The sequence below is a fragment of the Bacillus sp. ISL-47 genome (genome assembly GCF_018613175.1).
In the GTDB taxonomy this organism is placed as follows: domain Bacteria; phylum Bacillota; class Bacilli; order Bacillales; family Cytobacillaceae; genus Cytobacillus.
The window spans coordinates 81,138-107,277 of sequence record NZ_JAGGQS010000067.1 but is presented as its reverse complement, the minus strand read 5'-3'; the positions used below and the strand labels follow the sequence as shown (position 1 = coordinate 107,277).

The 26,140-nt window shown below is 39.4% G+C and carries 27 protein-coding genes and 2 pseudogenes; 10 read left to right on the top strand and 19 right to left on the bottom strand.

All coding sequences use genetic code 11. The features are described 5' to 3' along the window. Positions 1-463 precede the first annotated feature (463 nt). The 7 genes from J7I93_RS21790 to iadA all read right to left on the bottom strand — a co-directional run bounded on the left by J7I93_RS21790 (position 464) and on the right by iadA (position 5,037). Positions 464-781, bottom strand: a complete 318-nt coding sequence (locus tag J7I93_RS21790; protein WP_214728454.1) for a YbjQ family protein — start codon at positions 779-781, stop codon at positions 464-466. Then, the gene (locus J7I93_RS21785; protein ID WP_214728452.1) at positions 762-965 is read right to left on the bottom strand and encodes a hypothetical protein; all 204 of its coding nucleotides are present in this window, start codon (positions 963-965) and stop codon (positions 762-764) included. The genes J7I93_RS21790 and J7I93_RS21785 overlap by 20 nt, the downstream gene beginning before the upstream one ends. 11 nt (positions 966-976) lie before the next feature. After that, entirely contained in the window at positions 977-1,183 is a 207-nt protein-coding gene (locus tag J7I93_RS21780; RefSeq protein WP_214728450.1) for a sigma-Y antisigma factor component, read from the bottom strand. Then, complete coding sequence (locus J7I93_RS21775) at positions 1,180-1,530, bottom strand: YxlC family protein (protein ID WP_214728448.1); 351 nt, start codon at positions 1,528-1,530, stop codon at positions 1,180-1,182. The genes J7I93_RS21780 and J7I93_RS21775 overlap by 4 nt, the downstream gene beginning before the upstream one ends. Then, positions 1,484-2,047 (bottom strand): RNA polymerase sigma factor SigY, encoded by a 564-nt coding sequence (gene sigY, locus J7I93_RS21770; RefSeq protein ID WP_214988440.1) that lies wholly within the window; start codon positions 2,045-2,047, stop codon positions 1,484-1,486. The genes J7I93_RS21775 and sigY overlap by 47 nt, the downstream gene beginning before the upstream one ends. 152 nt (positions 2,048-2,199) lie before the next feature. Further along, on the bottom strand, positions 2,200-3,486 hold the full coding sequence (locus J7I93_RS21765) for an MFS transporter (RefSeq protein ID WP_214728444.1): 1,287 nt from the start codon (positions 3,484-3,486) through the stop codon (positions 2,200-2,202). Positions 3,487-3,864: 378 nt separating this feature from the next. Beyond that, complete coding sequence (gene iadA, locus J7I93_RS21760) at positions 3,865-5,037, bottom strand: beta-aspartyl-peptidase (RefSeq protein WP_214728442.1); 1,173 nt, start codon at positions 5,035-5,037, stop codon at positions 3,865-3,867. Positions 5,038-5,262: 225 nt separating this feature from the next. On the opposite strand from iadA, the gene J7I93_RS21755 reads away from it, so the two are divergent. After that, positions 5,263-5,586, top strand: coding sequence for an HPr family phosphocarrier protein (locus J7I93_RS21755; RefSeq protein WP_214728440.1), 324 nt, complete (start codon positions 5,263-5,265; stop codon positions 5,584-5,586). Positions 5,587-5,761: 175 nt separating this feature from the next. On the opposite strand, the gene J7I93_RS21750 is transcribed toward J7I93_RS21755, so the two are convergent. Further along, a complete protein-coding gene (locus J7I93_RS21750) occupies positions 5,762-6,508 on the bottom strand; it encodes a class I SAM-dependent methyltransferase (RefSeq protein ID WP_214728438.1) in 747 nt (248 codons plus the stop codon). A 69-nt stretch (positions 6,509-6,577) separates the two neighbouring features. Beyond that, positions 6,578-8,656: a transglycosylase domain-containing protein gene (locus tag J7I93_RS21745; protein ID WP_214728436.1), complete on the bottom strand. Its 2,079-nt coding sequence runs from the start codon at positions 8,654-8,656 to the stop codon at positions 6,578-6,580. Positions 8,657-9,176: 520 nt separating this feature from the next. Here J7I93_RS21745 and J7I93_RS21740 point away from each other — a divergent pair. Further along, entirely contained in the window at positions 9,177-9,719 is a 543-nt protein-coding gene (locus tag J7I93_RS21740) for a universal stress protein (RefSeq protein WP_214728434.1), read from the top strand. A 477-nt stretch (positions 9,720-10,196) separates the two neighbouring features. Here the strand turns inward: J7I93_RS21740 and J7I93_RS21735 are convergent, their stop codons facing one another. From J7I93_RS21735 to J7I93_RS21720, 4 genes and pseudogenes are all read right to left on the bottom strand, one after another. Then, on the bottom strand, positions 10,197-10,667 hold the full coding sequence (locus J7I93_RS21735) for a helix-turn-helix transcriptional regulator (RefSeq protein WP_110065587.1): 471 nt from the start codon (positions 10,665-10,667) through the stop codon (positions 10,197-10,199). Positions 10,668-10,796: 129 nt separating this feature from the next. Further along, positions 10,797-10,961: a FeoB-associated Cys-rich membrane protein gene (locus J7I93_RS21730; protein ID WP_214728432.1), complete on the bottom strand. Its 165-nt coding sequence runs from the start codon at positions 10,959-10,961 to the stop codon at positions 10,797-10,799. Positions 10,962-10,979: 18 nt separating this feature from the next. Then, positions 10,980-12,984, bottom strand: a pseudogene (feoB, locus tag J7I93_RS21725) (ferrous iron transport protein B). After that, positions 12,984-13,208, bottom strand: a complete 225-nt coding sequence (locus J7I93_RS21720) for a FeoA family protein (RefSeq protein WP_214728430.1) — start codon at positions 13,206-13,208, stop codon at positions 12,984-12,986. The pseudogene feoB and the gene J7I93_RS21720 overlap by 1 nt, the downstream one beginning before the upstream one ends. Positions 13,209-13,504: 296 nt before the next feature. Here J7I93_RS21720 and J7I93_RS21715 point away from each other — a divergent pair, with 296 nt between their 5' ends. Beyond that, positions 13,505-14,638, top strand: coding sequence for a histidine kinase N-terminal domain-containing protein (locus J7I93_RS21715; RefSeq protein ID WP_214728428.1), 1,134 nt, complete (start codon positions 13,505-13,507; stop codon positions 14,636-14,638). Positions 14,639-14,682: 44 nt separating this feature from the next. Here the strand turns inward: J7I93_RS21715 and J7I93_RS21710 are convergent, their stop codons facing one another. Both J7I93_RS21710 and J7I93_RS25455 read right to left on the bottom strand, forming a co-directional pair. After that, positions 14,683-15,951 (bottom strand): dicarboxylate/amino acid:cation symporter, encoded by a 1,269-nt coding sequence (locus J7I93_RS21710; RefSeq protein WP_214728426.1) that lies wholly within the window; start codon positions 15,949-15,951, stop codon positions 14,683-14,685. 194 nt (positions 15,952-16,145) lie between these two features. Further along, positions 16,146-16,277, bottom strand: coding sequence for a hypothetical protein (locus J7I93_RS25455; protein ID WP_285289091.1), 132 nt, complete (start codon positions 16,275-16,277; stop codon positions 16,146-16,148). Positions 16,278-16,405: 128 nt separating this feature from the next. On the opposite strand from J7I93_RS25455, the gene J7I93_RS21705 reads away from it, so the two are divergent. From J7I93_RS21705 to J7I93_RS21690, 5 genes and pseudogenes are all read left to right on the top strand, one after another. Then, complete coding sequence (locus tag J7I93_RS21705; protein ID WP_214728424.1) at positions 16,406-16,948, top strand: GNAT family N-acetyltransferase; 543 nt, start codon at positions 16,406-16,408, stop codon at positions 16,946-16,948. 518 nt (positions 16,949-17,466) lie between these two features. Then, positions 17,467-18,759 (top strand): hemolysin family protein, encoded by a 1,293-nt coding sequence (locus J7I93_RS21700; protein WP_214728422.1) that lies wholly within the window; start codon positions 17,467-17,469, stop codon positions 18,757-18,759. Positions 18,760-19,028: 269 nt separating this feature from the next. Beyond that, positions 19,029-19,214 (top strand): annotated as a pseudogene (locus J7I93_RS25450) (MerR family transcriptional regulator); the annotation flags it as partial. A gap of 9 nt (positions 19,215-19,223) precedes the next feature. Further along, complete coding sequence (locus tag J7I93_RS25250) at positions 19,224-19,430, top strand: MerR family transcriptional regulator (protein WP_251025942.1); 207 nt, start codon at positions 19,224-19,226, stop codon at positions 19,428-19,430. Positions 19,431-19,494: 64 nt separating this feature from the next. After that, positions 19,495-20,847 carry a hemolysin family protein gene (locus J7I93_RS21690; protein WP_214728421.1) on the top strand — a complete coding sequence of 451 codons (1,353 nt, stop codon included), beginning with the start codon at positions 19,495-19,497 and terminating at the stop codon, positions 20,845-20,847. 61 nt (positions 20,848-20,908) lie between these two features. Here the strand turns inward: J7I93_RS21690 and J7I93_RS21685 are convergent, their stop codons facing one another. The 3 genes from J7I93_RS21685 to J7I93_RS21675 all read right to left on the bottom strand — a co-directional run bounded on the left by J7I93_RS21685 (position 20,909) and on the right by J7I93_RS21675 (position 23,799). After that, entirely contained in the window at positions 20,909-21,505 is a 597-nt protein-coding gene (locus tag J7I93_RS21685) for a YdcF family protein (protein WP_214728420.1), read from the bottom strand. Positions 21,506-21,695: 190 nt separating this feature from the next. After that, on the bottom strand, positions 21,696-23,108 hold the full coding sequence (locus J7I93_RS21680) for a sensor histidine kinase (RefSeq protein ID WP_251025941.1): 1,413 nt from the start codon (positions 23,106-23,108) through the stop codon (positions 21,696-21,698). Further along, positions 23,098-23,799 carry a response regulator transcription factor gene (locus tag J7I93_RS21675; protein ID WP_214728419.1) on the bottom strand — a complete coding sequence of 234 codons (702 nt, stop codon included), beginning with the start codon at positions 23,797-23,799 and terminating at the stop codon, positions 23,098-23,100. The genes J7I93_RS21680 and J7I93_RS21675 overlap by 11 nt, the downstream gene beginning before the upstream one ends. 176 nt (positions 23,800-23,975) lie before the next feature. Here J7I93_RS21675 and J7I93_RS21670 point away from each other — a divergent pair, with 176 nt between their 5' ends. Then, entirely contained in the window at positions 23,976-24,611 is a 636-nt protein-coding gene (locus J7I93_RS21670) for a hypothetical protein (protein ID WP_214728418.1), read from the top strand. Between the two features lie 92 nt (positions 24,612-24,703). After that, positions 24,704-25,024 carry an ArsR/SmtB family transcription factor gene (locus tag J7I93_RS21665; RefSeq protein WP_214728417.1) on the top strand — a complete coding sequence of 107 codons (321 nt, stop codon included), beginning with the start codon at positions 24,704-24,706 and terminating at the stop codon, positions 25,022-25,024. Positions 25,025-25,048: 24 nt separating this feature from the next. Here J7I93_RS21665 and J7I93_RS21660 read toward each other — a convergent pair whose 3' ends face one another. Then, complete coding sequence (locus J7I93_RS21660) at positions 25,049-25,960, bottom strand: cation diffusion facilitator family transporter (RefSeq protein WP_214728416.1); 912 nt, start codon at positions 25,958-25,960, stop codon at positions 25,049-25,051. Positions 25,961-26,140 lie beyond the last annotated feature (180 nt).

Genomic DNA, 26,140 nt, shown 5'->3' with positions numbered 1-26,140 from the left:
AGTTTCTCTTTGGCTCGTAATTATTCATTAATGATTTTCGTATAGATATGAGAATTAATAGGCGGAGAATTTCCGGCTAATGTATATAGTGGAAGCTTAAGAAGCAGAGATAAGCGGAGGAATTCCGGTTAACTGCTCTAAATAAGCCAAAATTCAAAGATTTAGATCATATAAGCGAAAAAACTCCGCTTATTCTTAAGGAAATATGGGTATTTCCCATTTTAAACGGAATTTTTCCGGTTATTTTTCAAACACAGTGAAATCAACATTTAGTTTTATAACAGTACTTTGGCCATAAAATGCATTATACATTAGGTGGCACTTTGTAATATTCTTACATAATAAAAAGCCCTGCATTTTGCAGGACAAAATGTATAACAATTATAAGCAGATTTTCAAGCGTATTTTTGTGAAAAGTGACAGGTATCCGAACCCGTGCCGAATTCAGCTGGTTAATTTCCCATTATTCTTCAACAACTGCTGCTGTTCCATAGGCGATAATCTCCGCAGCATTTTGCATGACTGCCGAAGTTTGCAGGCGCATGCCAATGATTGCATTTGCCCCTTTTGCCCTGGCATCCTCCACCATTCTCCCAATAGCCTTTTGCCTTGCTTCATCCATCATTTCTGTATACTCGCCAATTTCTCCGCCTACAATCGTTTTTAACCCTGCCAATAAATCTTTCCCGATATGTTTGGTCTGGACAGTACTGCCTCTTACAAATCCTTTTATTTCTTTAATTTCTTTTCCATGTACAATATCAGTAGTTACGATAATCATTCCCGTCATCCTCCTCTTTTTCTTTCTTTCTCTCAACCAGCAGTACAATAAATATCGCAAAAATCATAATTGCATATAAAATATAAAACATAATTGCTGCCTTAATATTAATGAATAGCATGATAACGCCTAGAAGCTGGCCGCCTGTAGCCGTAAGCAGGAGCATCTGCTTTAATTTTTTCATTCATCCATCCCTCAATACTTATCTTTTTTCTGCCAAATCTTTCTAACAAAAATCAAATAAAACAGCGTCGGCATTGGTGCCTGAATCAAGCCGATTATTCCCCATAGCCAATAATTATGCCCATGCTTTCTTGCATTCAAAAATAAAAAGGTGCTTTGTGCAATTAAAATGATCCCGACAACTATAAGTAATGGAAGGGAGATTTCTTCGTTATTCATGTACCATTCACCTGCTTAACAAAGCTGACTGTACTATAAGCAATAATAAAAACAGTGACAATTCCCTGCAAAATAAAAAATGCAACCGGAAGCTGGTACAGCATGAACAAAACAGAACTTACAACAAGGAGCGCAACAACTATAAAGATGGCCACTTCCCTCATGAACTTCTTTTTCATGATTTGCCTTTGATCCAAAACCAATTGTTCAAAGAATTGCAGATCAGGTGTGTACATCTGGACATTATTTTCAAGCAAATCTAATCCATCCTCTATCTCCTTTATAGCTGCCAAATCGTTTTCATTTTGATGTTCGTGTTCGAGCGGCAGCACTTTTCGGTTCGTCATGAAGTTTCAACTCCTCTCTTACAGCCATTATCCCGTTATGGACTCTTGACTTAACAGTGCCAGCAGATATTTTCATCATCTCTCCTATTTCCTCATAAGAATAGCCGTAATAATGTTTCAGTATAATTGGGATTCGGATATCTTCTTTAAGCTTTCCAAGGGCTGATAAGGCATCATTCCATTCCTCATTTCGGCTTTCAAGCTGCCATTTCATCCTCCTGAATGCTTCTTCCTGCTGTCTCCAATTTCTCTCTCTTTTAGACTTTCGCTGCTGATCAATATATAAATTGGTCGCAATCGAAATCAGCCAAGAGGAAAATTTCGCTTTACCATTATACATACTGATTTTTTCCACACATTTCGCCATCGTTTCCTGAGCGAGCTCTTCTGCAGTGTCAGGATTCATCGTAATTTTGATTAAGTACTTAACCAGAAAGGGATAGTTATTTTTAAAAAGCATGGCAAAAGCTAGCTGATCTCCTCGTTTGGCACTTATAATAAGGTATTTCTCCTCCATCAGCTTCTTTCCTCTCTTCTCCATCATCCCATTGTTAACTGTTTATTTCACTCATAAGACGCTCAAGAGATGAATTCGTTCATTATTTTTAAAAATAATTTTTTTATATACAAAAAGCCCCTATTAAAGGGACTATTATACTACTAATATTATTATACTGTACCAGTTTGTTCCAAAGAATGTGTTTTTGTATTTTTTTCTGATTCTTTTGTTAACTTCGGCAACACAAGGCTGTAAAAAACACCGACAAGCGCCAAACAGCCGCCTACCATCCAATAAAGCATTTCAACTTTAAGGAATCCAGGGAAGCTGACAGCAATGAATCCAAGTGTTAAAGATTGGGAAAGCATCATCAACGGGCTGATCCATCCCTGAACCCTTCCCATCATTTTTGGGTCAACAATGCTTGGCATCCATCCTCCTAAGGCGATATTCACGAAAGGCAATCCAAACGCTGCAGCAAATAACAGGGAAAGAAAAATAAATGTAGTTTCTGCGAATGAAGCTGCAACTATAAAACTTCCCGAAATCAGCAGTCCAGAAATGATCAGCTGGTAGAGCTTGAATTTTTGAGTAAGCAAAGAAGCAATAAAGCTTCCAATCAGCACACCGACCCCAAATAGTATACCTAGTAAGATGGAATATTCTTCGTATGATTGCGGCTCGAGTTTGTACTTCAGCATGAAAATAGGCATTACTGAAAACCCTCCATTCACAACCCCGAAAACAAAGAAACCAATAAGCAAGGCAGATAATAATTTATGCTGGAAAATATACTTCATTCCTAGATTAAAATCTTTAAAGACTAGCGGTATATTAAGATCTTTCAGCTTATGGCTTCCATTTGGCAGTCTGACTTCCTCAGGGATACGGCAGGATTTTATTAATAACGCACTAATAATGAATGTAATCGCATCAGCCAAAATCGCCCCGTAAACGCCGACCGTCCAATATACGAGAATGCCAAGACCATTGCCAAAAAGCATGAATAAGCTCATAACAACCTGATTCAGACCCGCAGCAGTTGTGTAGTCTTCATTTTTTAATATTCCTTGTATCATGGCATGCTCAGCAGGGAAGAAGAACTTTTGGATTGCGCTTCTTAGAAATAATACTATAAAAATCAGCGGCATCCAGCCGATGATAATGGTCATCAGGAGCACAATGGACAGCAATGCGCTAATCCAATCACAATAATAAGCTATTTTCTGGCGGTCCATCCTGTCCGCAAACACACCGACAAGGAAAAATACAGTTAAAGTCGGCACCGAAAACATCAGCTCAGTTAAAGTTGCATATAAAGGCTGCTCTGAAAAACGATCGAGAAGAAAAAACATAAATGCTGTAAGGCCGATCGTACTGCCCATCTGTGAAGTAAAATTAGCAAAAAACAATTTAACATAATTGGCATTTTGAAAAATTTCTTTAAATTTCTTCATCACATTTACCTCAGTTCCCCTGTTTTATAGCTAAATTTTATCTCAGGAATAACCTTTGCATAAGCGGCTTCTGATGGTATCCATCTCCTCCTGGAGACTGATAATGCTTATAAAATACTAGCTTAATTATATGAATTTTTTGAGTTTTAAATCCTTATTAAAGATTATGTAAGGCTTTTACTATTCAAACTGATCCATTTTACCAGCCGGAAAGGACTTTATCATCAACTTTAGGAGAAATATCCTCAACTGCGGATATATATCATCAACTAAGCCAATAAATCAACAACTTTATCAAATTTATCGTCAACTCCTCGTATTTTACCGGCCAAACCTTATAAAAAAGCTTGAACCTTTACAGTCCAAGCCCTCTCGTTTTTATTCAAATGTCCCTTTAACAAGCGCTTCCCCATTCTCAGCCATTTTCCTGCCGAGGGCAAATACAGAATGGATTGACAAATCTTCTTTATTTAATAGCACCAGATCTGAATCCTTTCCTGCCTCTACTGATCCCTTGCGATGTAGCTTTAAAATGGAAGCCGGGTTTTTAGTAATAACAGATATTGCATCTTCAATGGATACTCCCTCATTTAAAATGGCATCTCGGACTTCTTTATAAAGTGTGGAGACTTTGCCGATTTGTAGCCCGATTAACTCGCCATGTTCATTAAAGTCCGGCAGACTGGCTTGTCCATCAGAGGTAAAAGTAATTTGCGAAATTGGTACTCCTTCATCAAGCATCCTTTTGAGGCCAACGCTGCATTTAACCTCCCCTTCCTCAAAAAACATCGGAATGCTGCTTGTCGTAAAGTCGACAAAGCCGCCTTTTTTGGCAAAGCGAATGCCCTCTTCAAATAAATGAGGATTGCGGTTAATATGCGTTGGATAAAATTGCTTGATTGGAATATCCGTTTTTTCCACTACTTCTTCAATGAGTTTCAAGTGATCGTAACTGTCTCCAACATGGACATTCACGATTCCAGATTTGCCGGAGAGCATGCCGCCGATCCGTGCTGAAGAGGCAATTTTGGCTATTTCTTCAACTGTTGGCTGGGATGAACGATGATCAGCAATAGCTATTTCCCCAACACCAATAATTTTATCAATCAAGATAAGATCATCCTCAATCTTGCCTGTCAGTGTCTTGACTGGGACCTGGTACGAGCCGGTCTGTACATAGCAGGTAATGCCTTCTTCCTCCAGACCTCTTGCTTTGGCAACTAGGCTAGCCATCGCCCTCGTTGTTCCGTCTGTCCCGATAACCCCTACCAGAGTAGTGATGCCTGATAAGGTAGCATCTGTCAGCTGTATCTCGGGAGTCCGTGTTTTATAGCTGCCTTCCCCGCCGCCTCCGATAATATGGACATGGGAATCAATAAAACCTGGAACCGCAATCTTCCCTTCTGCTTCAACTACTTCGATATCAACGAAGCCCTCGGGTTTTTGTATGGAATCTTGAATAAAACCGATTTTGTCATTAACGATTAAAAGATCTTTTTTCCCTAAATATTTAGGAGCATAAACTTCTGCGTTTTTTATGAGAGTTAGCATGAATTTCTCCCTTCTAAAGATCAACTGCTACTGCTATCTTATCTATTGGCCGCCTTTCAGTGCAACCCTCGCCATCTATACCGTTAATTGGAAAAATAACAGGTAATTATTCACACTTTGTTGATGTGTGGTTTACCTTTTCTCCCCCCTGGGTAAATTCCTAGTACAAACGACATCACCTATTAATCGATTAATATAAAAAACTTTTAAAAGGAGATTTTAAAAATGAAAGAAATTATTTCTACTAACGTTCTCGTACAAAATAAATTCACAATGAAGAAAATGCTGGAAATCTATCAGGCATCAAAACAATTTAAAGGCACTACATATTTATACAGTAAGCATAAAGCTGTAGATGCCTCAAACCTTTCCAAGTTGGTTTCATTTCTGCTGACTGTTAAACCGCAAACGACACTAAAAATTATTGTAGAAGGAAATGAAGTGCAGGACCACCTTGAAAAGATTAAGGATATGTGTACAAGCCATATTTCAGTGCTGCGCATGACAGAAAAACGCTTCATCAATTCTTCCGAAACAATTCAAATCTAACTAACTATATAAACTATACAAATTGTTTATCTGAAATGGAACGGGGTGAATTTGAATGATACGCACTATTTTTATGGTTGTTGGAGCTATTGTGGTAATCGGCGCTTTAATTAGCTGGTTATTCTAATTTATATATAACTGTTAAAAAGGTCTGGACTCCAGGCCTTTTTTTATTTTATTTATAGGCAATTGCAATCGGCTGATAGAATCCTGTTGCTCTCGGAAAGAGCCATTTTACACGCTTAAACCCCGCTTTTATTGCTAGTTCATCCAGCTCATGCCTTTTATAGGCACGGTACTGTGAAACCCTCTCGGAGACTGTCCATTCCCCTTCCTTTTGCAGCATGGTAAAATGCTTTAAATCATAAATATTGCTTTCTTTATGCCACTGCCAAAGCTGAAAGGTTATCGTATTTTGCCTTTGCGCTGGCAAAGTGGAAGCTGGCTTAGTTTTAAGAATTTCATCGTAATCCCGGATGGAATAAAGAAAGAATCCCTCCGGTTTAAGAAGACTATGAATCTCTGAAAATGCCGATGCACACTCCTCTTCAGTCAGCAGATGCGGCAGGGCATTATCGATTGAAAGAATAACCTGGAACGGATCGGAGAAAATAGATGACAATGCCCGCATATCAGCCTGAACAAATGGGATATTCAGGTTTCTCAATTTAGCTTCACTCTTCGCACGTTCAATCGATTTGCTGCTAATATCCGAGGCGCTTATTTTGTATCCTCTTTTAGCAAGTCCCAATGTCTGTGTTCCAATGCCACATGAGCAATCCAAAATACCGGAAGAATTCTTTACACCTTCTGCGGTTAACAGCCTTGCAAAAACTTCCCCCTGCCGGTCGATGGAATGATCCCAGTCTTTAAAAATTAAGTGATATTCTCCTGCCAATTCATCATAGAACTTATTTGCCATTATGTATGACCTCCCAATGGGTATAAAAAAGAGTACAGCTTTTCAACCGTACTCTGAAGGTTTATACTATTAATCATTCTTCTTTTCTCTATCTTTTCCTTTACCTTTGCCCTTTTCTTTCCCTTTATTCCATTTCTTTTTCCATTTTTCTTTTTCCTTTTCAATTTTTTCTTTTATCTTCTCTGCTTCCTTTTTAATGTTTTCCTCCCAAGCTTTTCTTTGCTGCTCCCTTTGTCTTTTCTCCATAAGTGCAGCAACTTGAGGAACATTAAAGGACTCAGGTTCCTGATTCTTAAGGGCTCCTGACATAATCTCACGGAATATCGGCGCTGTTCCTTCACTGCTGGATGTAGTAAGGTAGTTATTTGCATCTGTTTTATCATGCCCTACCCAAACAGCGCCAACGAGCTGTGGTGTATACCCGACAAACCATTGGTCTTTAACCCCGTCTATTCCTTCTATTGTCATTTGTGTGCTGCCAGTTTTTCCTGCTACTTCTCTCCCGGGAATTTGGGCAGCTTTACCCGTACCATGCTGGACAACTCCCAGCAGCATGGTCGTAACTTTATCAGCTACTTCCTTAGATATGACTCTTGTATTCTTACCTTTCCATTCTGCAACTGTCTCCCCATCTTTATCTACTATTTTGGTAATGGCGTGAGCTTCCGGCCTTTGACCGCCATTCGCAAAGACAGCGTACGCCCGAGCCATTGTTAATGGTGAAACATTCTCACTCGTGCCTCCCAGCGCAAGCGCGAGATTCCGATTTATGGCTTCATCAGGTATTCCAAATCGCTTTGCAGCATCTACCCCTTTATCCATTCCAATCTCATCAAGGAGCCACACTGCAGGAACATTTAAAGAATCCTTGACCGCTTCATACATTGGAACATTTCCGCGGAATTGTCCATTATAGTTGTTTGGCTCATAATCCTTTCCAAAAGTCATTTTTTCATCTTTTAGCTCGTCTTCTATATTCCATCCCATTTCCAGGGCAGCTGTATAAGGTACGATTGGCTTCATGGTTGATCCAGGCTGTCCTACCGCATGAACTGCACGGTTATGGCCTAAAAGAGTATGCTCACCCCTGCCGCCAGCAAGAGCACGGATGCTGCCATTTTGAGGATCAAGCAGGATGGCTCCGCTCTGTACCAATCGATCGCCAGTGCCTTGAGGGAATAGGGCATCATTCTTATAAGTTTCTTCTACACTTCTTTGCATCTCCTGATCCAATTCAGTGTAGATTTGATAACCATCGCTAAGCAGCTCATCGAGTGAAAGATCATATTTCTCTATAGCTTCCTCCAGCACAACATCTACATAATAAGGAAATTTCCCCTTTAAAGGATCACCGCCGCTGTCATCAAAAACAAGCTTTTCATTCTTCGCTATTTCCCATTCCTTTTCAGAAATGAAGTTGTGTTCCTTCATTCGATCCAGGACTAAGTTTCTTCGTTCAATTGCCTTCTCTTCACTTTGATAAGGATTAATTGCTGAAGGAGCCTTAACCAACCCTGCAAGCAAAGCTGCTTCGCTTACAGTCAGGTCCTGCACATCTTTTGCATAGTATTTCATAGCAGCCCGCTTAATGCCCCAAGCCCCTTCTCCAAAATAAACCTGGTTTAGATACATTTGTAAAATTTCATCTTTGCTATATTCCTTTTCAATTTCCAGCGCTAGAAAGAATTCTTCCAATTTTCGCTTGTAGGTTTTCTCAGACGACAGAAGGGCATTTTTAGTCAGCTGCTGGGTAAGCGTGCTCCCCCCCTCAACGATCTCCCCGGCCTTCATGTTAGTGAAAAATGCTCTGCCTATTCCCTTTAAATCAATTCCTCCATGCTCATAAAAGCGGTGATCTTCAATGGCAATGACAGCATTTTTCATATGATCCGGAACTTGGTCAATCGAAACTCCCTCGTTTTTATTTGCCGAAATTTTGCTGGCGATTTCTCCATCAGCGTCATAAATAATGGTAGACTGTGCCAATCCGGCTTCAAGCGCACTTATATCTGCATCTTTGTATGAAAAATAAACGAAGCTTAGGAATGCTAAAACCAATGTGGATGCCAGTAATATAGATACTTGCGTTAAGTGGAGCTTTTTCCATGTTGATTGAAATCTGTTAATAAATGAAGTTTTCTTGCTCATAAGTCCTCCAATTTCTCTTACTTTAAAGCTTCTGCTGGGCTCACTTGTATTGAAGCGAACCCCAGTGTTTTGATCCAAATTTGAACCTTGCCTAATTAGGCAGCTATCAGTCTATACGGTTATCAGGATAACTGCAAAGATAAAGTTTTCATATAGTATTTTATTCCCAAATCGGTAAACAGAAATATGCCTGACATATACATTTACCCAAAAAAACAGCTATTACACACCTTTGTTGAAAAAAACAGAACTTTCATAAAAAAAAAGCAATCGAAGAGATCGAATGCTTACCTTATTTCAATGCTATGGCTGTACAGTAACTTTCGCTTTTATATCTGCTCAAATACTTCTACACTAATCCAAAGTATTACTAAAATTTTCGCGGCTCCCTTGGGTTTTTTGGGGGCTTTAAAATAATATGCCGATTCCAGTCTGACTGTGTGAAGATTGTTTTTTGTGCAGGCGGGTATATATACAATAGGTAACTTCATTTTTATTCCTCACGAAAGGATGATCGAGAATGAGTTTACAATTTAACCGTATCGTAGTTGGTTATGATGATACAGAAGGAAGCAAGAAAGCTTTAAATTTAGCTATTAGCTTAGTGAAAGAAAATCATGATGCCCAATTGCTGGTTGCCCAGGTTTTTGAAGAAAAAATTGAAAATATTCCTGTTAGTAATGAAAAGGTCGTAGAGCCGGTTAGAACAAACGGCTATTTGCTTGAAGGGATTCAGATTCCTCCGCTGCCAGTCTACCACGATGAATCAAATATCACCACACATGCAAAAGTCACACACAGTGTCGACAAAGCCTTTTACAACGCAAGGGAATCAATTGAACCGTACAATATTAATGCCAAATATGATGTTCTCGAAGGAAACCCTGCCGATAGCATTTGTGACTATGCTGCTGTTGAAGATGCAGATTTGATTATTGTCGGGAACTCCGGTAAAGGGGGAATTAAAAGGATGTTTCTTGGAAGCACAAGTGCCAAGATCGCACGAAACGCTCCATGTCCGGTGCTGATTGCCAAAGATAAGGAAAATCCAAAGATGCTTTAATACAGATTAGCCATTTCAATAAAAGAGGCAGCCTGATAAAGGCTGCTTCTTTTATGAAACGGTCCTATAGTGCTTCTTTTTTGCTGTTCGATAATCTGCCTTGCTTCATCCGTATTTTTCGCGCTTCAGCTGGAATTCTGTCATATCCCCTAAGAAATAAAAAACTTATGCCTATGTATAGAAAGGTGAATGTATTAGGTACCAAAAATATATCTATCCATTGCCGGATCTTTAAGTCTGTAAACAGTCCAGGCTTGAGTATATCCTGATTAAGCAGCCCTTTTGCAAAGGCTCCCTCCACAAACAGATAGATTCCAAAATTGAAAGAATATATATTAAGAGAATGATCCAGCCATTAGCCCTGTTAGAGCCGCAAAACACAATTTTAAAAAATGCGGCAATCACAATAGCCGAAAGCGGGTAAATGAGGAAAAGCGCGATGTTTGGAGCCATCTTCACCCCTCCGAAACTATACTATTAGCCCAAAAGGCCACCATTTTCTGCTGACAATTCTTCAAACCGTTCTTTCGAGGAAGCTTCATCAAAACTGCTGTAGATGCGGAAATGATCCTGGTCAATGATCCGGTAATGCTGGCTGATTATGTTCTGCTGAAGAATTAAACCATTGCTTCTCTTTATTTCACGCCACCAGATTTTACCGCCAAGCGTCTTTTCCTTTCTATAATCGATTCCCTCTCTGGCAACCGTTTCCAAAACCTCAAGCGGTTCATTTCCAAAAAGAAATCTGACTGTTTCAGTTTCCCGGAACAAAGCACAGACAGCGACAACTGTTGACCAGCCTGCTTCCGCTCTCCCTTTTTCAATTTGTACAAGGGTCTTCTTTGAAACTCCAATTATTTCTGCCATCTTATCTTGTGTATAGCCTGCTTCCGTACGGATTAAGCGGATTTTATCAGATACCTTTAGGATAATTTCATCTCTTGTCAATGCAGCTTCATTCCTTTTCATTTATGGTGTAAATTTACACCTGATCATCTTATTATAAAAGAAATAGTGGCAAAATTTCAAATAAAATAAACTGCTGTTTTTCTCAGCAGTTTATGTCAGTTTTTTCATTTACTTTATATGATCATTCCCTTTAGCTGTATGGCATATAGAAGAGCAGGAGTTCTTTATAGCACAACTTGCACATTTGCCTTCTTTAGATTTATGAATAAACTTAAACAGTGAAAAGCCTGCATATCCAAAAATCAATACACCCAGTATAATATTTGCCGCCATATCGATCTCACCCCACCTTTATGCAAATCCAAGAAATCTGCCCAATTGATAAATCACCAAGGATAAAATATAAGCGATGACCAGGGCATAAATTATCGAGAATGCTGTCCATTTTTTGAAGCAGTCTCTTTGTAAATCGTAGCCGTTGTTGCAAGGCAAGGAATATATAAAAGAATAAAAGCCATGAAGCTATAAGCTGAAAGAGGCGTAAAATAGTCTGCCATTAATCCTTGCAGGCTGCCTGTATCCGGAACATAGTAAATGATATTCATGGTAGAAATGATCGCTTCTTTTGCAAGAAATCCGGTTAACAGCGCTGCCCCTGCCTGCCAGGAATCAAATCCCAGCGGCTGAAGCACCGGTGCTATTATCCCGCCTACCCCTGCAAGATAGCTGGAATCCATCTCCACATTGATTCCTTGAGGCCCTGCATAAGATGCCACCCAAACCAAAACAGATCCTGCAAAAATAAACGTGCCGGCTTTTTTAATAAAACCTTTCCCTTTATCCCAGGTGCTTCTCCATAATGCCTTGAATTGGGGCATCCGGTAAGGCGGAAGTTCGATCACGAATAAGGAAGTCTCCCCTTTAAGTATTGTAGAAGAAAAAATCTTTGCTAATATAAGGGCAACTGCACTTCCCAATATATAGAGGGACAAAACAGCTAAAGCTTTTTGCTGGGCAAAAAACGCTCCGACAAATAAGGCATATACAGGTAATCTTGCTGAACATGACATTAATGGAGTCAGAAGGATTGTCAGCAGTCTTTCTTTTGGAGTTTCAATTGTACGGGCTGCCATGATGCCCGGAACATTGCATCCAAAACCAATAATCATAGGTATGAAAGCTTTTCCATTTAAGCCAACCGTCTCCATCAGCCGATCCATAACAAGCGCAACCCTTGCCATATAACCTGAGTCTTCAAGTAAAGAAATAAAGAAAAAGAGAATAAAAATCTGTGGAACAAATACCAGAACTCCCCCTACTCCCGCCACAATTCCGTCCAGAATAAGAGAATGGATAAACGAAGAGGCTCCGGCCATCGTTAGCAGCTGTGCCAATAATTCCGAAATATTACCCGTTATGAAAGCATCCAGCACGTCAGATAAAGGAAAACCAAGCCAGTCAAATGTCAGCATAAACATAAAATACATTAACGAAAAAAAGATCGGCATCCCTAAAAATTTATGAGTGACAACTCTATCAATCCTTAAGGAAAGCGGAGTGTCATGCTCATTTATTCTAAATGCTGCTTCAGCGAAAATTTTATCAATCTTTTCTTTTCGTTTTTGGTATATCCAGCGTTCAAGTTCCATTCCTGGAGTGCTCATTTTTAAGGCTTCTCCAACCTCATTCACAAGCTGTTTAAGTATTTCCTCGCCCGTAAGCTCTTTCACATAATCGTACACAAACTGGTTTCCTTCAAAAAGCTGCAGGGCAAGCCATCTTGTCGATAGATTAGTTTGATCTTTCAATCTTTGATCAAGAATTTTGATGGCTTCCTCTATTTCTTTTCCATAATATACAATGCGGGCATGGGGAAATTTCACAGACTGGTCTGATGCAATCAGGCTCAGCTCTTCACATCCCTTTCCCGTCCTTGCTACAATAGGGGAAACGGGAACTCCGATTGTATTTGAAAGTGTATTCGGGTTTAGTAAGATTCCCCTTTTGGCCGCCACATCTATCATATTCAACCCTATGATAACCGGCTTGTCATATTCAAGCAGCTGAATAGTCAGATGCATATTCCGTTCAAGTTGGCTTGCATCTAGAATATTGAGCATTTTATCAACTGGTTCTTCCAGCAAGAACCGGGTAACAACTCCTTCGTCCTTTGATAAAGGATTAAGTGTTACAGCCCCGGTAAATCAATCAATTTATCTTGATTATTTTTAAATACACCGACTTTCTTCTCAACAGTAACGCCGCTCCAATTTCCGACATATTCATACGAGCCTGTCAGATGGTTAAAAAGAGATGTTTTCCCTGTATTCGGGTTTCCAATCAGCGCAATTTCCATTACAATCTCTCCACTTCTATTTGAAGAGCTTCCTTTCTGCGGATGCCCACACATTGGCCACAAGACTCTACCATTACAGGACCTCCAAATGGCATCAGACATTTAATACACACCTCTGTGCCTTCCGTAATGCCAAGATCAAGCAGTCTCCTTCTGACAGCAAAATCAATATTGGCCAAATTCAAAATTTTGCACTTATCACCAATCATTAATGTTCCAAGCATAATCCTTCACCCTAATCTATTAATAAGTGAGAATGATTCTCTTTATTTATAACAATATTTTTGAAAGATTGCTGTGTTATTTATCACTGTGCTCTAAAGCTAATTCGTAAAATCTGCTTTAAAATTGGCCTCTGCTAAATCTTCTTGTTGATATTTGCACCCTGTTGATTGGAAAGTAAGAGCTGAAATTATTATAAAAGCTGCTTTAATTTTCCATAAAATTTACAAAGGATTTTGCCGCATTCTAGCGAAATCTATGGAATAGACTGTTTTTTTGCGAAAGAGTGGAGGTAAAAATGGCAATCGAAACAAATGATGTCGTATTGGAACTATTGCTTAACGAGAGAGAAACCCTTTTGAATGAATGGAAGAAAAAAGTTCTCATCACAGACGATGATCCATATAAAGAAAAGATTCGAGACAACGGCGATGCGATGTTCAATCTTGTTATCCAGTTTCTGCTAAGGAATGAGAATGATCTGGAAATATATATTCAGCAGCTCGCATACTCTGTGGCCGAACAGCGTGTTAAAGCTGAAATAAACATTGGAGACTTTGTTCACAATGTGAACATCGGCCGTTCAATCGTTCAAAAGTATTTGAACCATGCTGATATTAGCTTCCATGAATTGCAGGAGTACCATGAAAAAATCAGTTATTGCTTTGATCAATTTTTATATCATGCAGTTTCAAGATATACAGATGCTAAAGACCAGATTATCAAAGAAAAAACCCAATTTATCGATTCTACCCATAAGGACAGATTAACTCTGCTTGGGCAAATGACATCGAGCTTTATCCATGAATTCAGAAACCCGCTTACTTCCGTACAGGGTTTTATCCAGCTGCTGAAATCCGAACATCCAAATATGAAATATTTGGATATCATTTCAAATGAACTGGAACAATTGAATTTTCGAATATCCCAATTTTTGCTTCTTTCCAAAAAGGAATTGATTGGAAAGGAAAAAATCACTTTTTCCTTAAATGAATTAATAGAAGAAGTGCTGATTTTTTTGTACCCAAGTATTTTGGATGGAAAGGTCAAAATTTTGCAGGACTTGAAGCAGGAAATTCACCTGAAAGGCTATGCAGATGAAATCCGCCAGGTGTTAATTAATATCATTTTTAATGCAATCGATGTCCTAACCCAATACCGAAGCGATCCTGTAATTGAAATTAAAAGCAAGTTAACTGGAAAAGGGCAAATCAAACTTGATATTGCTAACAACGGTCCGAGTATTCCCGACCATCTTGTTTCATCCATATTTGAGCCATTTGTAACGACAAAAACTCTTGGAACCGGACTTGGATTATTTGTTTGCAGGGAAATAATTGAAAAGCATCAAGGAAAGCTTACATGTGACTCTAACCCCGATCGAACTGTATTCAGCATACTCCTGCCGATTATTGAACAAAAAGCTGATTAAATAAAAAAGGGCTGACTCCCTAAAATTAGGAGTCAGCCTTTATTTTATATTTCATTCATGGATGTCTTGTAGGATTTTTCTTTTTTTCCGGCAGAAAGCTTGAGGGTCCGCTTTCTTTCCGTTTCTGCCACTACAACCGCACATGATGCGTCACCGGTTATGTTGACTGAAGTACGGATCATGTCCAGCAAACGGTCAATTCCGAGAATCAAGCCAATCCCCTCCACAGGAAGGTTAACAGATTGGAGAACCATGGCCAGCATGATCAACCCTACACCTGGAACGCCTGCTGTACCAATGCTTGCCAATACAGCTGTCAGGACAACTGCAGCCATTTGCCCAATGGTTAAATCTGTATTGTACACCTGGGCAATAAAAATTGTCGCAACCCCCTGCATAATGGCAGTGCCATCCATATTAATCGTTGCCCCAAGAGGCTGCACAAAGCTGCTGACCGATTCGGGAACTTTGAGATTTTTTTGGGCAGTTTCCATCGAAATTGGAAGAGTCGCATTACTGCTTGAAGTACTAAAACCCACTCCCATGGCAGGAGCAAATCCTTTAAAGAAAGAAATAGGGTTTCTGTCTCCCAGAAAGTATACGGCTGTTCCATAGGTAACAATAGCATGGAAAAATAATGCTCCCACAACAACAAGCATATAAATGCCCATTGCCTTTATAGCATCCAGCCCCTGGCTGCCAATTGCAGAGGCAATCAGCCCAAAGGTTCCGTATGGGGCAAATTTCATCACAATGCTAACCAGGAACATCATAATTTCGTTTCCTTGCTCAACCAGATTTAGGATGCCTTTTGTTTTCTCGCCTAATGCAGTAAGAGCAAAACCAACAAATATAGCAAAAGCAATAACCTGGAGCATGTTTCCAGAAGTTAATGCCTCAAAAGGGTTTACTGGAATAATATTCAATAATGTCTCACTGACAGGCGGTGCTTCTTCAGACTTGAACTCTGCCCCGGAAGTATCAAATTTCCCCATTTCACCAGGTTTAATGACTAAAGCGAGTGAAATCCCGATAATAAGGGCAATGGCTGTCGTGGAAAGGAAATAGGCTATTGTTTTAGCACCAATTCGGCCAAGCTTTTTCGGATCGCCCAAACCTGCTACACCCAGAATGATTGAGAATAATACAATCGGTACAACAAGCATGCTGATTAAATTGATGAATATCTTACCAAGAGGGCCAAATAGCCATGTATCTGCTGTTTTAAATAATTCAGGTGCTGCCATATTTAACACCAAGCCTGTTATGGTACCCAAAATTAAGCCCAGAATAATTTTTGTTGTGAGCTTCATAGGTTATACCTCCGTTAATATAATTTTAAAAAATATTATTTAAGACAAAATATTTTCAGGAATTATACCCGGATAATTTTTTCTTGAAACTCACATTTCTCTGGAAGAATAAGTTTTTTGTTGTTTTTACCAAAAATTTATGTATTATTTTAAAGTTTCCTATTATTATAGAACTATTTAAATAAAAGGTTCTGTTAAACTTGCTTATTGGCTTCCACTCCAGGGCAATCAAGCGAACCAATGGCGGTCTGGGAGCCCCCACGGCGCCTGTGGACTGCCGGGTCTCCCCTTGCACTCGATTCTCCTGCTGGGCGTTGATTCTGCATCCTTGAATCAACACCACACCAAGGAAATGCGAATGTATTTTCGAGGGTCTTACGTTTCTAATCAACAGGGTGCCAATATCAAACAGGAAATTTTACAGAGCCAAATAAAAAAAGAAGGAGAGTTGCCTGTGTTTTCCTTAAAAGTAGATAAGAATATTGAATTGCAATTGTTTCAGCTGCACCACTCCGAAGATCTTTTCAATCTAGTCGATAGCAACCGCAAGCATTTAAGGGAGTGGCTGCCCTGGGTTGATAACATGGCATCGCCTGTCCAGTATCATTCCATTATTCCAATGTGGCTGAAACAATTTGCTGATAATAATGGCTTTAATGCTGGCATCCGATATCGGGGCCGGCTTGCAGGCTCAATCGGCTTTCATCAGATTGACTGGCACAATGGGCAGACTAGCATCGGGTATTACCTGGCTAAAGGCTTTGAGGGCAAGGGAATTATGACGCGCAGTGTCCAGGCCATGGTTAATCACGCTTTTATTGATTTGAAGTTAAACAGAGTCGAAATTCGCTGTGGAGTTAAAAATTTGAAAAGCAGGGCGATTCCTGAAAGGCTCGGCTTTAAACAAGAAGGAATTATCCGTGACGGGGAGCTTCTTTATAATCGATATCATGACCTTGCCGTGTACGGAATGCTTGCAAGAGAATGGAATTTTTAATTAAGGAAGCCTCTTTGCAGGCTTCTTTTTCATGATAACTCTTGATTTTTATATACCATTGAACATGACAGGTTCATCCCACGCAATGCCTAAACACGCCTCACTTGGTTTTGTCACCTTTTCGAATTTCAGCCCCATATCTGTACCCAAAAATGAATAAGCATTTTTATTAGCAGCAGTTTCCCCTTCTCAGGTGCAAACTTATCAATAAATAATAGAAATCGCCTTTTTGTGACTCTCAAAAGCTCTGCAGAAGCCTTTCCAGCTCAGGAACCACTATTATCGTAAGGCTGGCATTAACAGCATCAAAGTGTTCTTACTCAAATTCAGTTTGTCAAAGAAATTCTTGTGACATCTTTCAGCTTATTGCCCCTTTTATTGTTATCTTTCTCCTATATAAGGGTAGTTTCATGGTAAACAAAGCTTTTTAAGCGTATCTATTTGTAAAATCCATGAAGAAAGGGAAAAGTACATTATAAAGGAGGTGCTGTCCCTTACATATCATGTAAGGATTTAATATGACTATCCTTAACTTATTGTTATTATTCTTCTTAATCGCTTTAACTGCCTTTTTTGTTGCTTCTGAATTTGCCATTGTAAAGGTTCGTACTTCACGGATTGATCAGCTGATTGCTGAAGGAAACGCCAAAGCTCATTCAGCGAAACGGGTCATCAGCAATCTGGATGAATATTTATCTGCCTGCCAGCTTGGAATAACGATTACAGCACTGGGCCTTGGCTGGCTGGGAGAACCTACCATTGAAAGGCTGCTGCGGCCTGTTTTTGAAAGCTTGAACCTGCAGGCATCTATTACCCATATTCTTTCTTTTGTTATTGCATTTGCTGTTGTGACTTTTCTGCATGTGGTAATTGGAGAGCTTGCGCCTAAAACATTTGCCATTCAAAAAGCAGAGGCTATAACGCTAACTTTCTCAAAGCCATTAATATGGTTTTACCGAATTATGTATCCATTTATTTGGATTCTAAATGGTTCAGCAAGGATTGTCACTGGGCTTTTTGGACTTAAACCTGTGTCGGAACACGAGATGGCCCATTCGGAAGAGGAACTTCGCATCATTTTATCCGAAAGCTTAAAGAGCGGTGAAATCAACCCTTCAGAGTTTCAATATGTCGACCGGATTTTTGAGTTTGATAACCGGGTAGCAAAAGAAATCATGGTTCCAAGAACCGAGATTGTCAGTCTCCCCGAGGAATCCACTTTATCAGAAATACTGGACGTCATACTGGATGAGCGATATACCAGATATCCCGTCACTTCGGGTGATAAGGATAATATTCTGGGCATTATTAATGTCAAAGAAATATTAACAGATTGTGTAAGAAAACAATGTGAAGGCGAAAAACCATTGTTGCAGTATATTAAGCCTGTTATAAGGGTTATTGAAACCATTCCTATTCATGATTTACTTTTAAAAATGCAAAAAGACCGATCACATATGGCTATTCTCCTGGATGAATATGGCGGAACAGCAGGATTAGTCACAGTTGAGGACATCCTTGAAGAGATAGTTGGTGAAATCCGTGACGAATTTGACACAGACGAACTCCCGCTTGTACAGAAAATGGATGAAGGCCATTTTATCCTGGATGCAAAGCTGTTGATTTCGGAGGCAAATGACCTTCTTGGCACTAATCTTAGCGAAGAGGATGTAGATACAATTGGAGGCTGGATCCTGACTCAAAAGTATGATCTTGTTCAGGGTGACTTTGTGGAAGAAGAGGGCTACAAATTCATTATTCAAGAAATAGATGGCCACCACATATCGTATATTGAAGTCATAAAAACTTAACAGCTGCTTTTGCATAGGTTCCAGGGTCTGATATTTTTCTCCTGGAACTTAGAGTAAAAGCATTTTTTTAATTTTTCCGAATGTTTTTATTTCATATTTTATTCATTTTTTCATAAAATAAAAGTAACCCTTTTTTCCAAACTGCTACGTTTGACTGTATGGTTTGGGCTAAAGTATAATTAATTCTAACTATATCTCTTTACGGAGCGGTACTCGGGTGAGATATAAGTAACCAAAAGCAGAGGTGATATGATGGGGCTTACTATCGTATCGGCGAATTAGCAAGTATTGCTAATGTATCTAAAAGAACAATTGACTATTATACTAGCATTGGCCTTATAAAAGCGAAACGCTCAAAATCAAACTACCGAATATATTCTGAAGACGTACTGTCCGATTTAAGATTTATTGAAGAATGCAAAAAACTGCATCTTCCGCTTGAAGAGATTAAAAGAAAACTAGAAATGAAGACGAAAAGGGAGATACGTACAGGGGATGTTGAAAAGCACATCGACGCAGTCACACTGCAAATGAAGCAGCTTCACCAGGAAATATCCGTTCTCATGCCGCTAATTAATACACTGGATGAAGAACAGAAGGATGGCCTTTCCAAGAAGCTGACTGTTGAAAGCAATGCACTGCTCCGTTCCCTTTCCAGCCTAACAAGCTAATCCCATTTTCACATTATCAGGAGGTGACACCCTGCCCGTTTCTAGCGGGATATGGGGAACTTATTTGGACATATTAAACTTGGTTTTTATAGCCATTTTAATTGCTTTAACGGCTTTTTTCGTAACTTCGGAATTTGCCATCGTAAAGATACGAAGTTCAAGAATTGATCAATTAATAGAAGAAGGCAATAAAAATGCAATTGCTGCCAAGAAAGTTGTTTCAAACCTGGATGAATACCTTTCAGCCTGCCAGCTTGGAATCACGATAACCGCCCTTGGCCTTGGCTGGCTTGGTGAACCAACGATTGAACATCTGCTTCGGCCTGTGATTAACCAGTTCGACTTACCAGGTTCGATTGCTCAAGTCGTTTCATTCAGCATCGCGTTTGCTTTTATTACCTTCCTTCACGTGGTTGTTGGCGAATTGGCTCCTAAGACGCTGGCTATTCAAAAAGCTGAAGCCGTTACCCTTTTAACATCGCGTCCTTTAATTTGGTTTTACCGGATCATGTATCCGATTATTTGGGCGTTGAATGGCTCTGCCCGTCTTTTAACCAGTATGTTTGGACTAAAGCCCGCTTCTGAACACGAATTGGCCCATTCGGAAGAAGAACTTCGCATTATTTTATCTGAGAGCTATGAAAGCGGCGAAATTAACCAATCTGAGTTTAAGTATGTAAATAAAATTTTCGAGTTTGACAATCGTATTGCGAAAGAAATTATGGTTCCGCGCACAGAAATTGTCTCACTCTCTAAAGATGATACACTGGAAAACTTTCTTCAAATCGTTCAGGAAGAAAAATTCACACGTTATCCAATTATAGACGGAGATAAGGACCATATTATCGGCATGGTCAATATTAAAGAAGTCATGACAGACCTGATCATGAACCGAGAGTTATCTTCAAGCACACTTGAATCATATATACGTCCGATTATCAGAGTCATTGACAGCATTCCGATCCATGAACTGCTTCTAAAAATGCAGAAGGAACGAATCCACATGGCTATTTTGATGGATGAATATGGCGGAACTTCAGGTCTCGTAACTGTAGAAGATATTATTGAAGAAATTGTCGGGGAAATCCGTGATGAATTTGATATGGATGAAGTTCCTATGGTCCGAAATACAAAAGAGGGCCACTATATTATTGATTCAAAAGTTCTTGTCAGCGAGGTCAATGACCTTCTTGGAACTGATATCAATGATGAAGATGTCGACACAATCGGCGGATGGATCCTGACTGAAAATTATGAAGCTAAACAGGGCGATACAATCCAGCATGAAAAGTACCTCTTTAAAATCCTTGATATGGAGGAACACCATATTAAGTACATTGAGGTAACAGCCGTTCCCGAAACAGAAACTGCTCCGGCGCAAAAATTGCCCTTAACGGAGACCCAGGTCATGTCATAGAATGTAAATAAAGGAACAGCCCTCTGGGAGCTGTTCCTTTTTTTAATGGTCCACTTACCTATTAACGAAAAGGCAAGCTAATAATATATCCTATATAGAAAAAAAGCTCTCTAAAGAAAAAAGGAATTTTCGTTTCTAATGATGTATAAACCGAACTCTGTGTCGGAGAAGGATAAGCCTCTACCCCATCATTCTTTGTCATAAGCATAGCCCTTTTCATGTGCAAAGGATCGCTCACAATAAGAAATGTCTCTAAGTGATGATCAAAAGCAACCTTAATGGCGTACTTAAGATTCTCTTCTGTTATGGCAGATTTCGTTTCAATTAGAATGTCTTCTGCCTTAACATTATTATTAATAGCATATTCCCTCGCTACCTCCGATTCAGCAAACCTGTCCTCACCGTTCTTGCCGCCTGTAAAAATTAGCTTCTCAGCATAACCATTGTCATAGAGCCAAATCGCGTGGTTTATTCGCTCGCGCAAAACAGGAGAGGGCTCATCATCCCAAGCTGCAGCCCCAAGGACAATCGCAGCATCAGCCATAACCAATTCATTTTTCGAACTGAAAGACCAAATGCTGTACGCTGAATAGGCTATGAAAAAAAGAAAACCAATGATGATAATAAAGAAAATCCTGCCTATCCTTTTTTGTGGCATCAATATCCACCCTTCATATGTATCTGATACTAATATGGATTTCCGTTCCTATTCTCTTAACGTTTCCTGGTGTGCTTTGGTACGAATCCGATGCCCACGTTCCCGTTCTCTCCTCTTTTCTTCATCCATGGGCACAAAGGAATTCGGCTTCACAAAGATGCTTGTCTTCAAAAAAGGCCGGCTGTACCAATTAGCCCTGCGCTCTCGGAATCCTAATCGTAAATTTTGTTCCCTTTTCTCTCTCGCTGCTCACCATTATTTTTCCATCATGCAGCTGGACAAGCTGTTTAACAATTGAAAGCCCAATGCCGAATTCACCGAAAGAATGATTGGTTCTGGATAAATCAGCCTTGTAAAATCGCAGCCAGATGGATTCAATTTCCTTCGGATCAATACCAATGCCCGTATCTTCAATTTCAATGATGGTTTCATCAGGTCTCTTATTCCCTCTTAAAAACACGCTGCCATTTTCCGTAAATTGGATACTGTTCTTGACAATATTGACAAGTATTTGGATGAGACGGTCATAATCTGCATAAACATAAATTTCTTCATCAGCCTCTATATAAATCCTATTTCCTTTTTCCTCTGCCTGAATTTCAAGTTGTTCCTTTACAATTTCAAAGGCTTCCATCAGATTAATATCCATTTTATTTAACTGCAGCTGATTCGATCTGATTTTCTCATAATCAAGATTTTCATTTACAAGCCGAATGAGCCTTTTTGCCTCCCGGTCAATCAGTACCATCCCTTTAGCTTTTTCCTCCTCCGGGATCAATCCATCCTTGATCCCTTCAGCCAATCCGCTTATTGTAGTTAGGGGTGTGCGTAACTCATGCGACACGTCGGCAATAAATTTTCTTCTTCTATTTTCCAGCCGCTTGATTTCTTCGTTTGATTTCTTTAGTTTAGCTGCCATTTCATTAAAATCCTTGGCCAGATCACCGATTTCATCCTTATATGTATATGGGACATTCACATCATAATTCCCGGAAGAAATCATGGAGGCAGCACTTCGAAGATGAGTAATCCTTTTAATCAGGTTTTTGGAAAGGACAAGACTTAATAATATAGTAGCTGTTAATGAAATAATGATGGTATATAATAAAAATCTGTTTAGCTGACTTACCACTTCCATAGCGCCGGTGATGGGCGATAAAAGCAGCACCCCGCCAATGAGCCTGCCTCTTTGCATATAAGGAAGGGCAACCAAAGTTACTTCCTGATCAAAACGCTTAATATCATGCTTAACAGATACTCTTTTCCCTTTTGAGATTTCCTCCCATTCAGCATTTGTCAGCTGAATCATCGGATCTGATTTTAACTCGGGATACAAGACTCTGCCTTTATTGTCAAAAAGAATATATTTAATATTTCTTGCGTCCAGCAGCTGGCTGTATTCGGTTAAAAATTGCTCGTTTCCTTCAATCCTGACAGTTAAATCTGTTAAAATCCGTTCTCCATAGGAATTTAATTCATCCACTTTATTTTCGAAAATATAATTCTCAACAAACTGGGAGAAAAGCAGGCTTAATAACAGGAACGCCAAAATTAAAATACTGACGTGGCTGATCAGCAGCTGATAAAAATATTTAATTTTCATTATCCGCTGCCGTTTCATCAAATTTATAGCCAACTCCCCAAACTGTATGGATATATGGCTGCTCTGCCGTTCCTATCTTTTTCCTGAGACGTTTTATATGTACATCAACTGTCCGCTCATCTCCGTAAAACTGATATCCCCAGACGCTGTCAAGCAGCTGTTCCCTTGTAAAAACCTGCTTCGGGTGTTTAACCATATAATATAACAAATCAAACTCTTTAGGAGTCAGATTACTGAGAAGCTGGCCATTATAATACGCCTCTCTTGATTCTTTGCTGATTTTGAAAAATTCACTGGAAATAGATTGGCTGTCCTCTCCTGAAGCCGTTTCGGCCTGAAACCGTCTTGTGACAGCTTTAACTCTTGCCATTAGCGTTAGGGGGCTAAATGGCTTTGTTACATAATCATCAGCTCCCATTTCAAGCCCTAAAACCTGATCAGATTCACTATCCTTGGCCGTGAGCATAATAATTGGCACCTTGCTCAGCTCCCTAATTTTTCGGCATAGAGTCACACCATCCATAATGGGAAGCATCCAGTCCACAATTATGAGATCCCATTTCTCTTTATTAAACCGCACAAAGCCTTCTTGGCCATCATGGACAAAAACTCCCTGATATCCTTCCTTCATAAAAAACATCTCAAGCATTGAACAGACACTTTGGTTATCTTCCACAACAAGAATTTTCATTTTCCACACCATCCCGGAACATCTTCTTCCCTTAAATTAAATCGAAATTAACCTTTTTTTTCAATAAATATCTCTGACCCTTTAGGCTTTGACTTTAGAAAATTTTATTCATGGTTTTACTATATCTTGGGACATGCTATTAACGAAGCATTATTTCGAAAAGGAGTGTTAACACCATGAAAAAAAGATTATTAACAGTATTGGCTTTTTGCTTCCTTTTAATTGGATCAGCCTTTTCAGTGAACGCAGAAACACAGCCAGACAAAATACCAAATCAAGAAGATATAGGCGAACATACTCACAGCATTATTGATGAGTCACTTTTAAAAAGCCTGCAAGAGAAAGGGTATACGAAAAAAGAAATTTATATAGCATCCCATATTGCCAAATTTTCAAATCAAAAGGTTGAAGAGATATTAGCCTTTTATAAAAAAAATGACTCCTCCTGGGAGAAAACGGCCCAGCATTATGGAGTTGATTTAAATAAAATTAAGAAAAACCATCATCACATGGATAAGTTCCTTGAAAAAAATAAAGACATTGTCCTTAAAAACGTGTCAGAGTTTTCAGGAAAGACAGCTCAAGAATTACAGGGTTATCTTGATAAAGAAATACCTTTACGTTTCCTCGTTTCCGGTTCAGCCATGGCTAAGGCGGCCAACAAGGATTTAGACGAGATAATAAAAATGAAGGAACAGGGAAAGTCATTTCATGAGATAAAAAAAGAACTCAATATTGAAAAAGAACAAATCCATACTGAAATGAGAAAACTTGTTGATAAAATCCAAGAAGATATTAAAAAGGGAGAGTAACCTTATTTCACAGCAATAAAACCGCAGCGGCCCCTACTCTGCGGTTTTGTTTTTTTTTATTCAGGATTATAATTTAATTGGAGGTGTTAACTATGAAGAATGAAAACCCGCTTCCGTCTCCTGACGGCTTAGATGAAGAAACACTATTTATGGTTTCCCAGACTTTCAAAGCCTTATCCGATCCAACCAGACTGCGCATTTTGCATTTATTATTTCACGGGGAGTATTCGGTTAATGAAATAGCAGAAAAACTCTCCCTTTTGCAGTCAACTGTCTCACACCAGCTCCGTTTTTTAAAAAACCTTAGACTGGTAAAGTTCCGCCGGGAAGGAACTACACTTTTTTACAGCCATGACGATGAACATGTCATCAGTTTATTAAAGCAGGCTATCGAACATGCCCAGCATTCCTGATTAGCTGTTCTGTCGCCTGCAGCACTAATTGCAGCTCTCACTATGGCCGGGACAGCCTTCTTTCTCTCCCTCTACCTGTATAGTACTGTGCTCAACGCCGTATTCATCATGAAGCACAGACTGTGCTTCATGAAGGACAGTATCATGGCCTCCAGCATGTTCAATCACAAGGTGGCAGCTCAGAGAAGGGAAACCCGATGTAATCGTCCAAATATGAAGATCATGAACATCCTTGACATGTTTAACTTGGAGAAGCTTCTTTTTTATATCTTCAGGATCCAAATGGGAAGGAGTCCCCTCCATTAAAATGTGGAATGATTCCTTTACAACTCTCCAGCCGCTAATTAAAATCAGAATAGCCACAATCACACTTGCAATCGGATCTGCAATACCCCAGCCGAAGAAGTAAATCAAAAGTGCAGCCGCAATGGCCCCAACAGAACCAAGCAAATCTCCCAAAACATGCAAAAATGCGCTCCTGACATTCAAGTTGTGATCCTTATCTCCTCTCATTAATATAAAGGCTGCAGCAATGTTCACTAGCAGGCCAATAGATGAGATAACAAGCATTCCCAAGCTTTGAACAGCCGGCGGCTCAAGAATACGATGATACGCTTCATAGAAAATATAAAAGGAAATCAGGAGAAGTGTCATTCCGTTAATCGATGCTGCAATGATTTCAAACCTTTTATATCCAAATGTTTTCGAACTTGTTGCCTTCTTTTCTCCCATTTTTATGGCTAAAAAGCTTAACCCCAGTGCGGCTGCATCACTCAGCATATGTCCCGCATCCGATAAGAGCGCAAGGCTATTGGTCAGAATACCGCCTATTACCTCCACAATCATAAAGGAAGCGATCAGAAAAAATGCCCACATTAAAGCTTTTTTATTGCCTGTATGATGGTGATCATGTGAATGTCCATGTCCGTGTCCCATACTCTGCACCCCTTTTATATGAATATATGCTCATATATATTATGTATGACATTGTTCTATTGTTCAATGTTTTTTTACTGCCTTCCTTTTATATTTAGACTAATTACATAAAATAAAACAAAAGTCTCTGTTAAATTTGCCCGTTAATTTCCGCTGCAGAGTGCAAAAAACAACAATAAG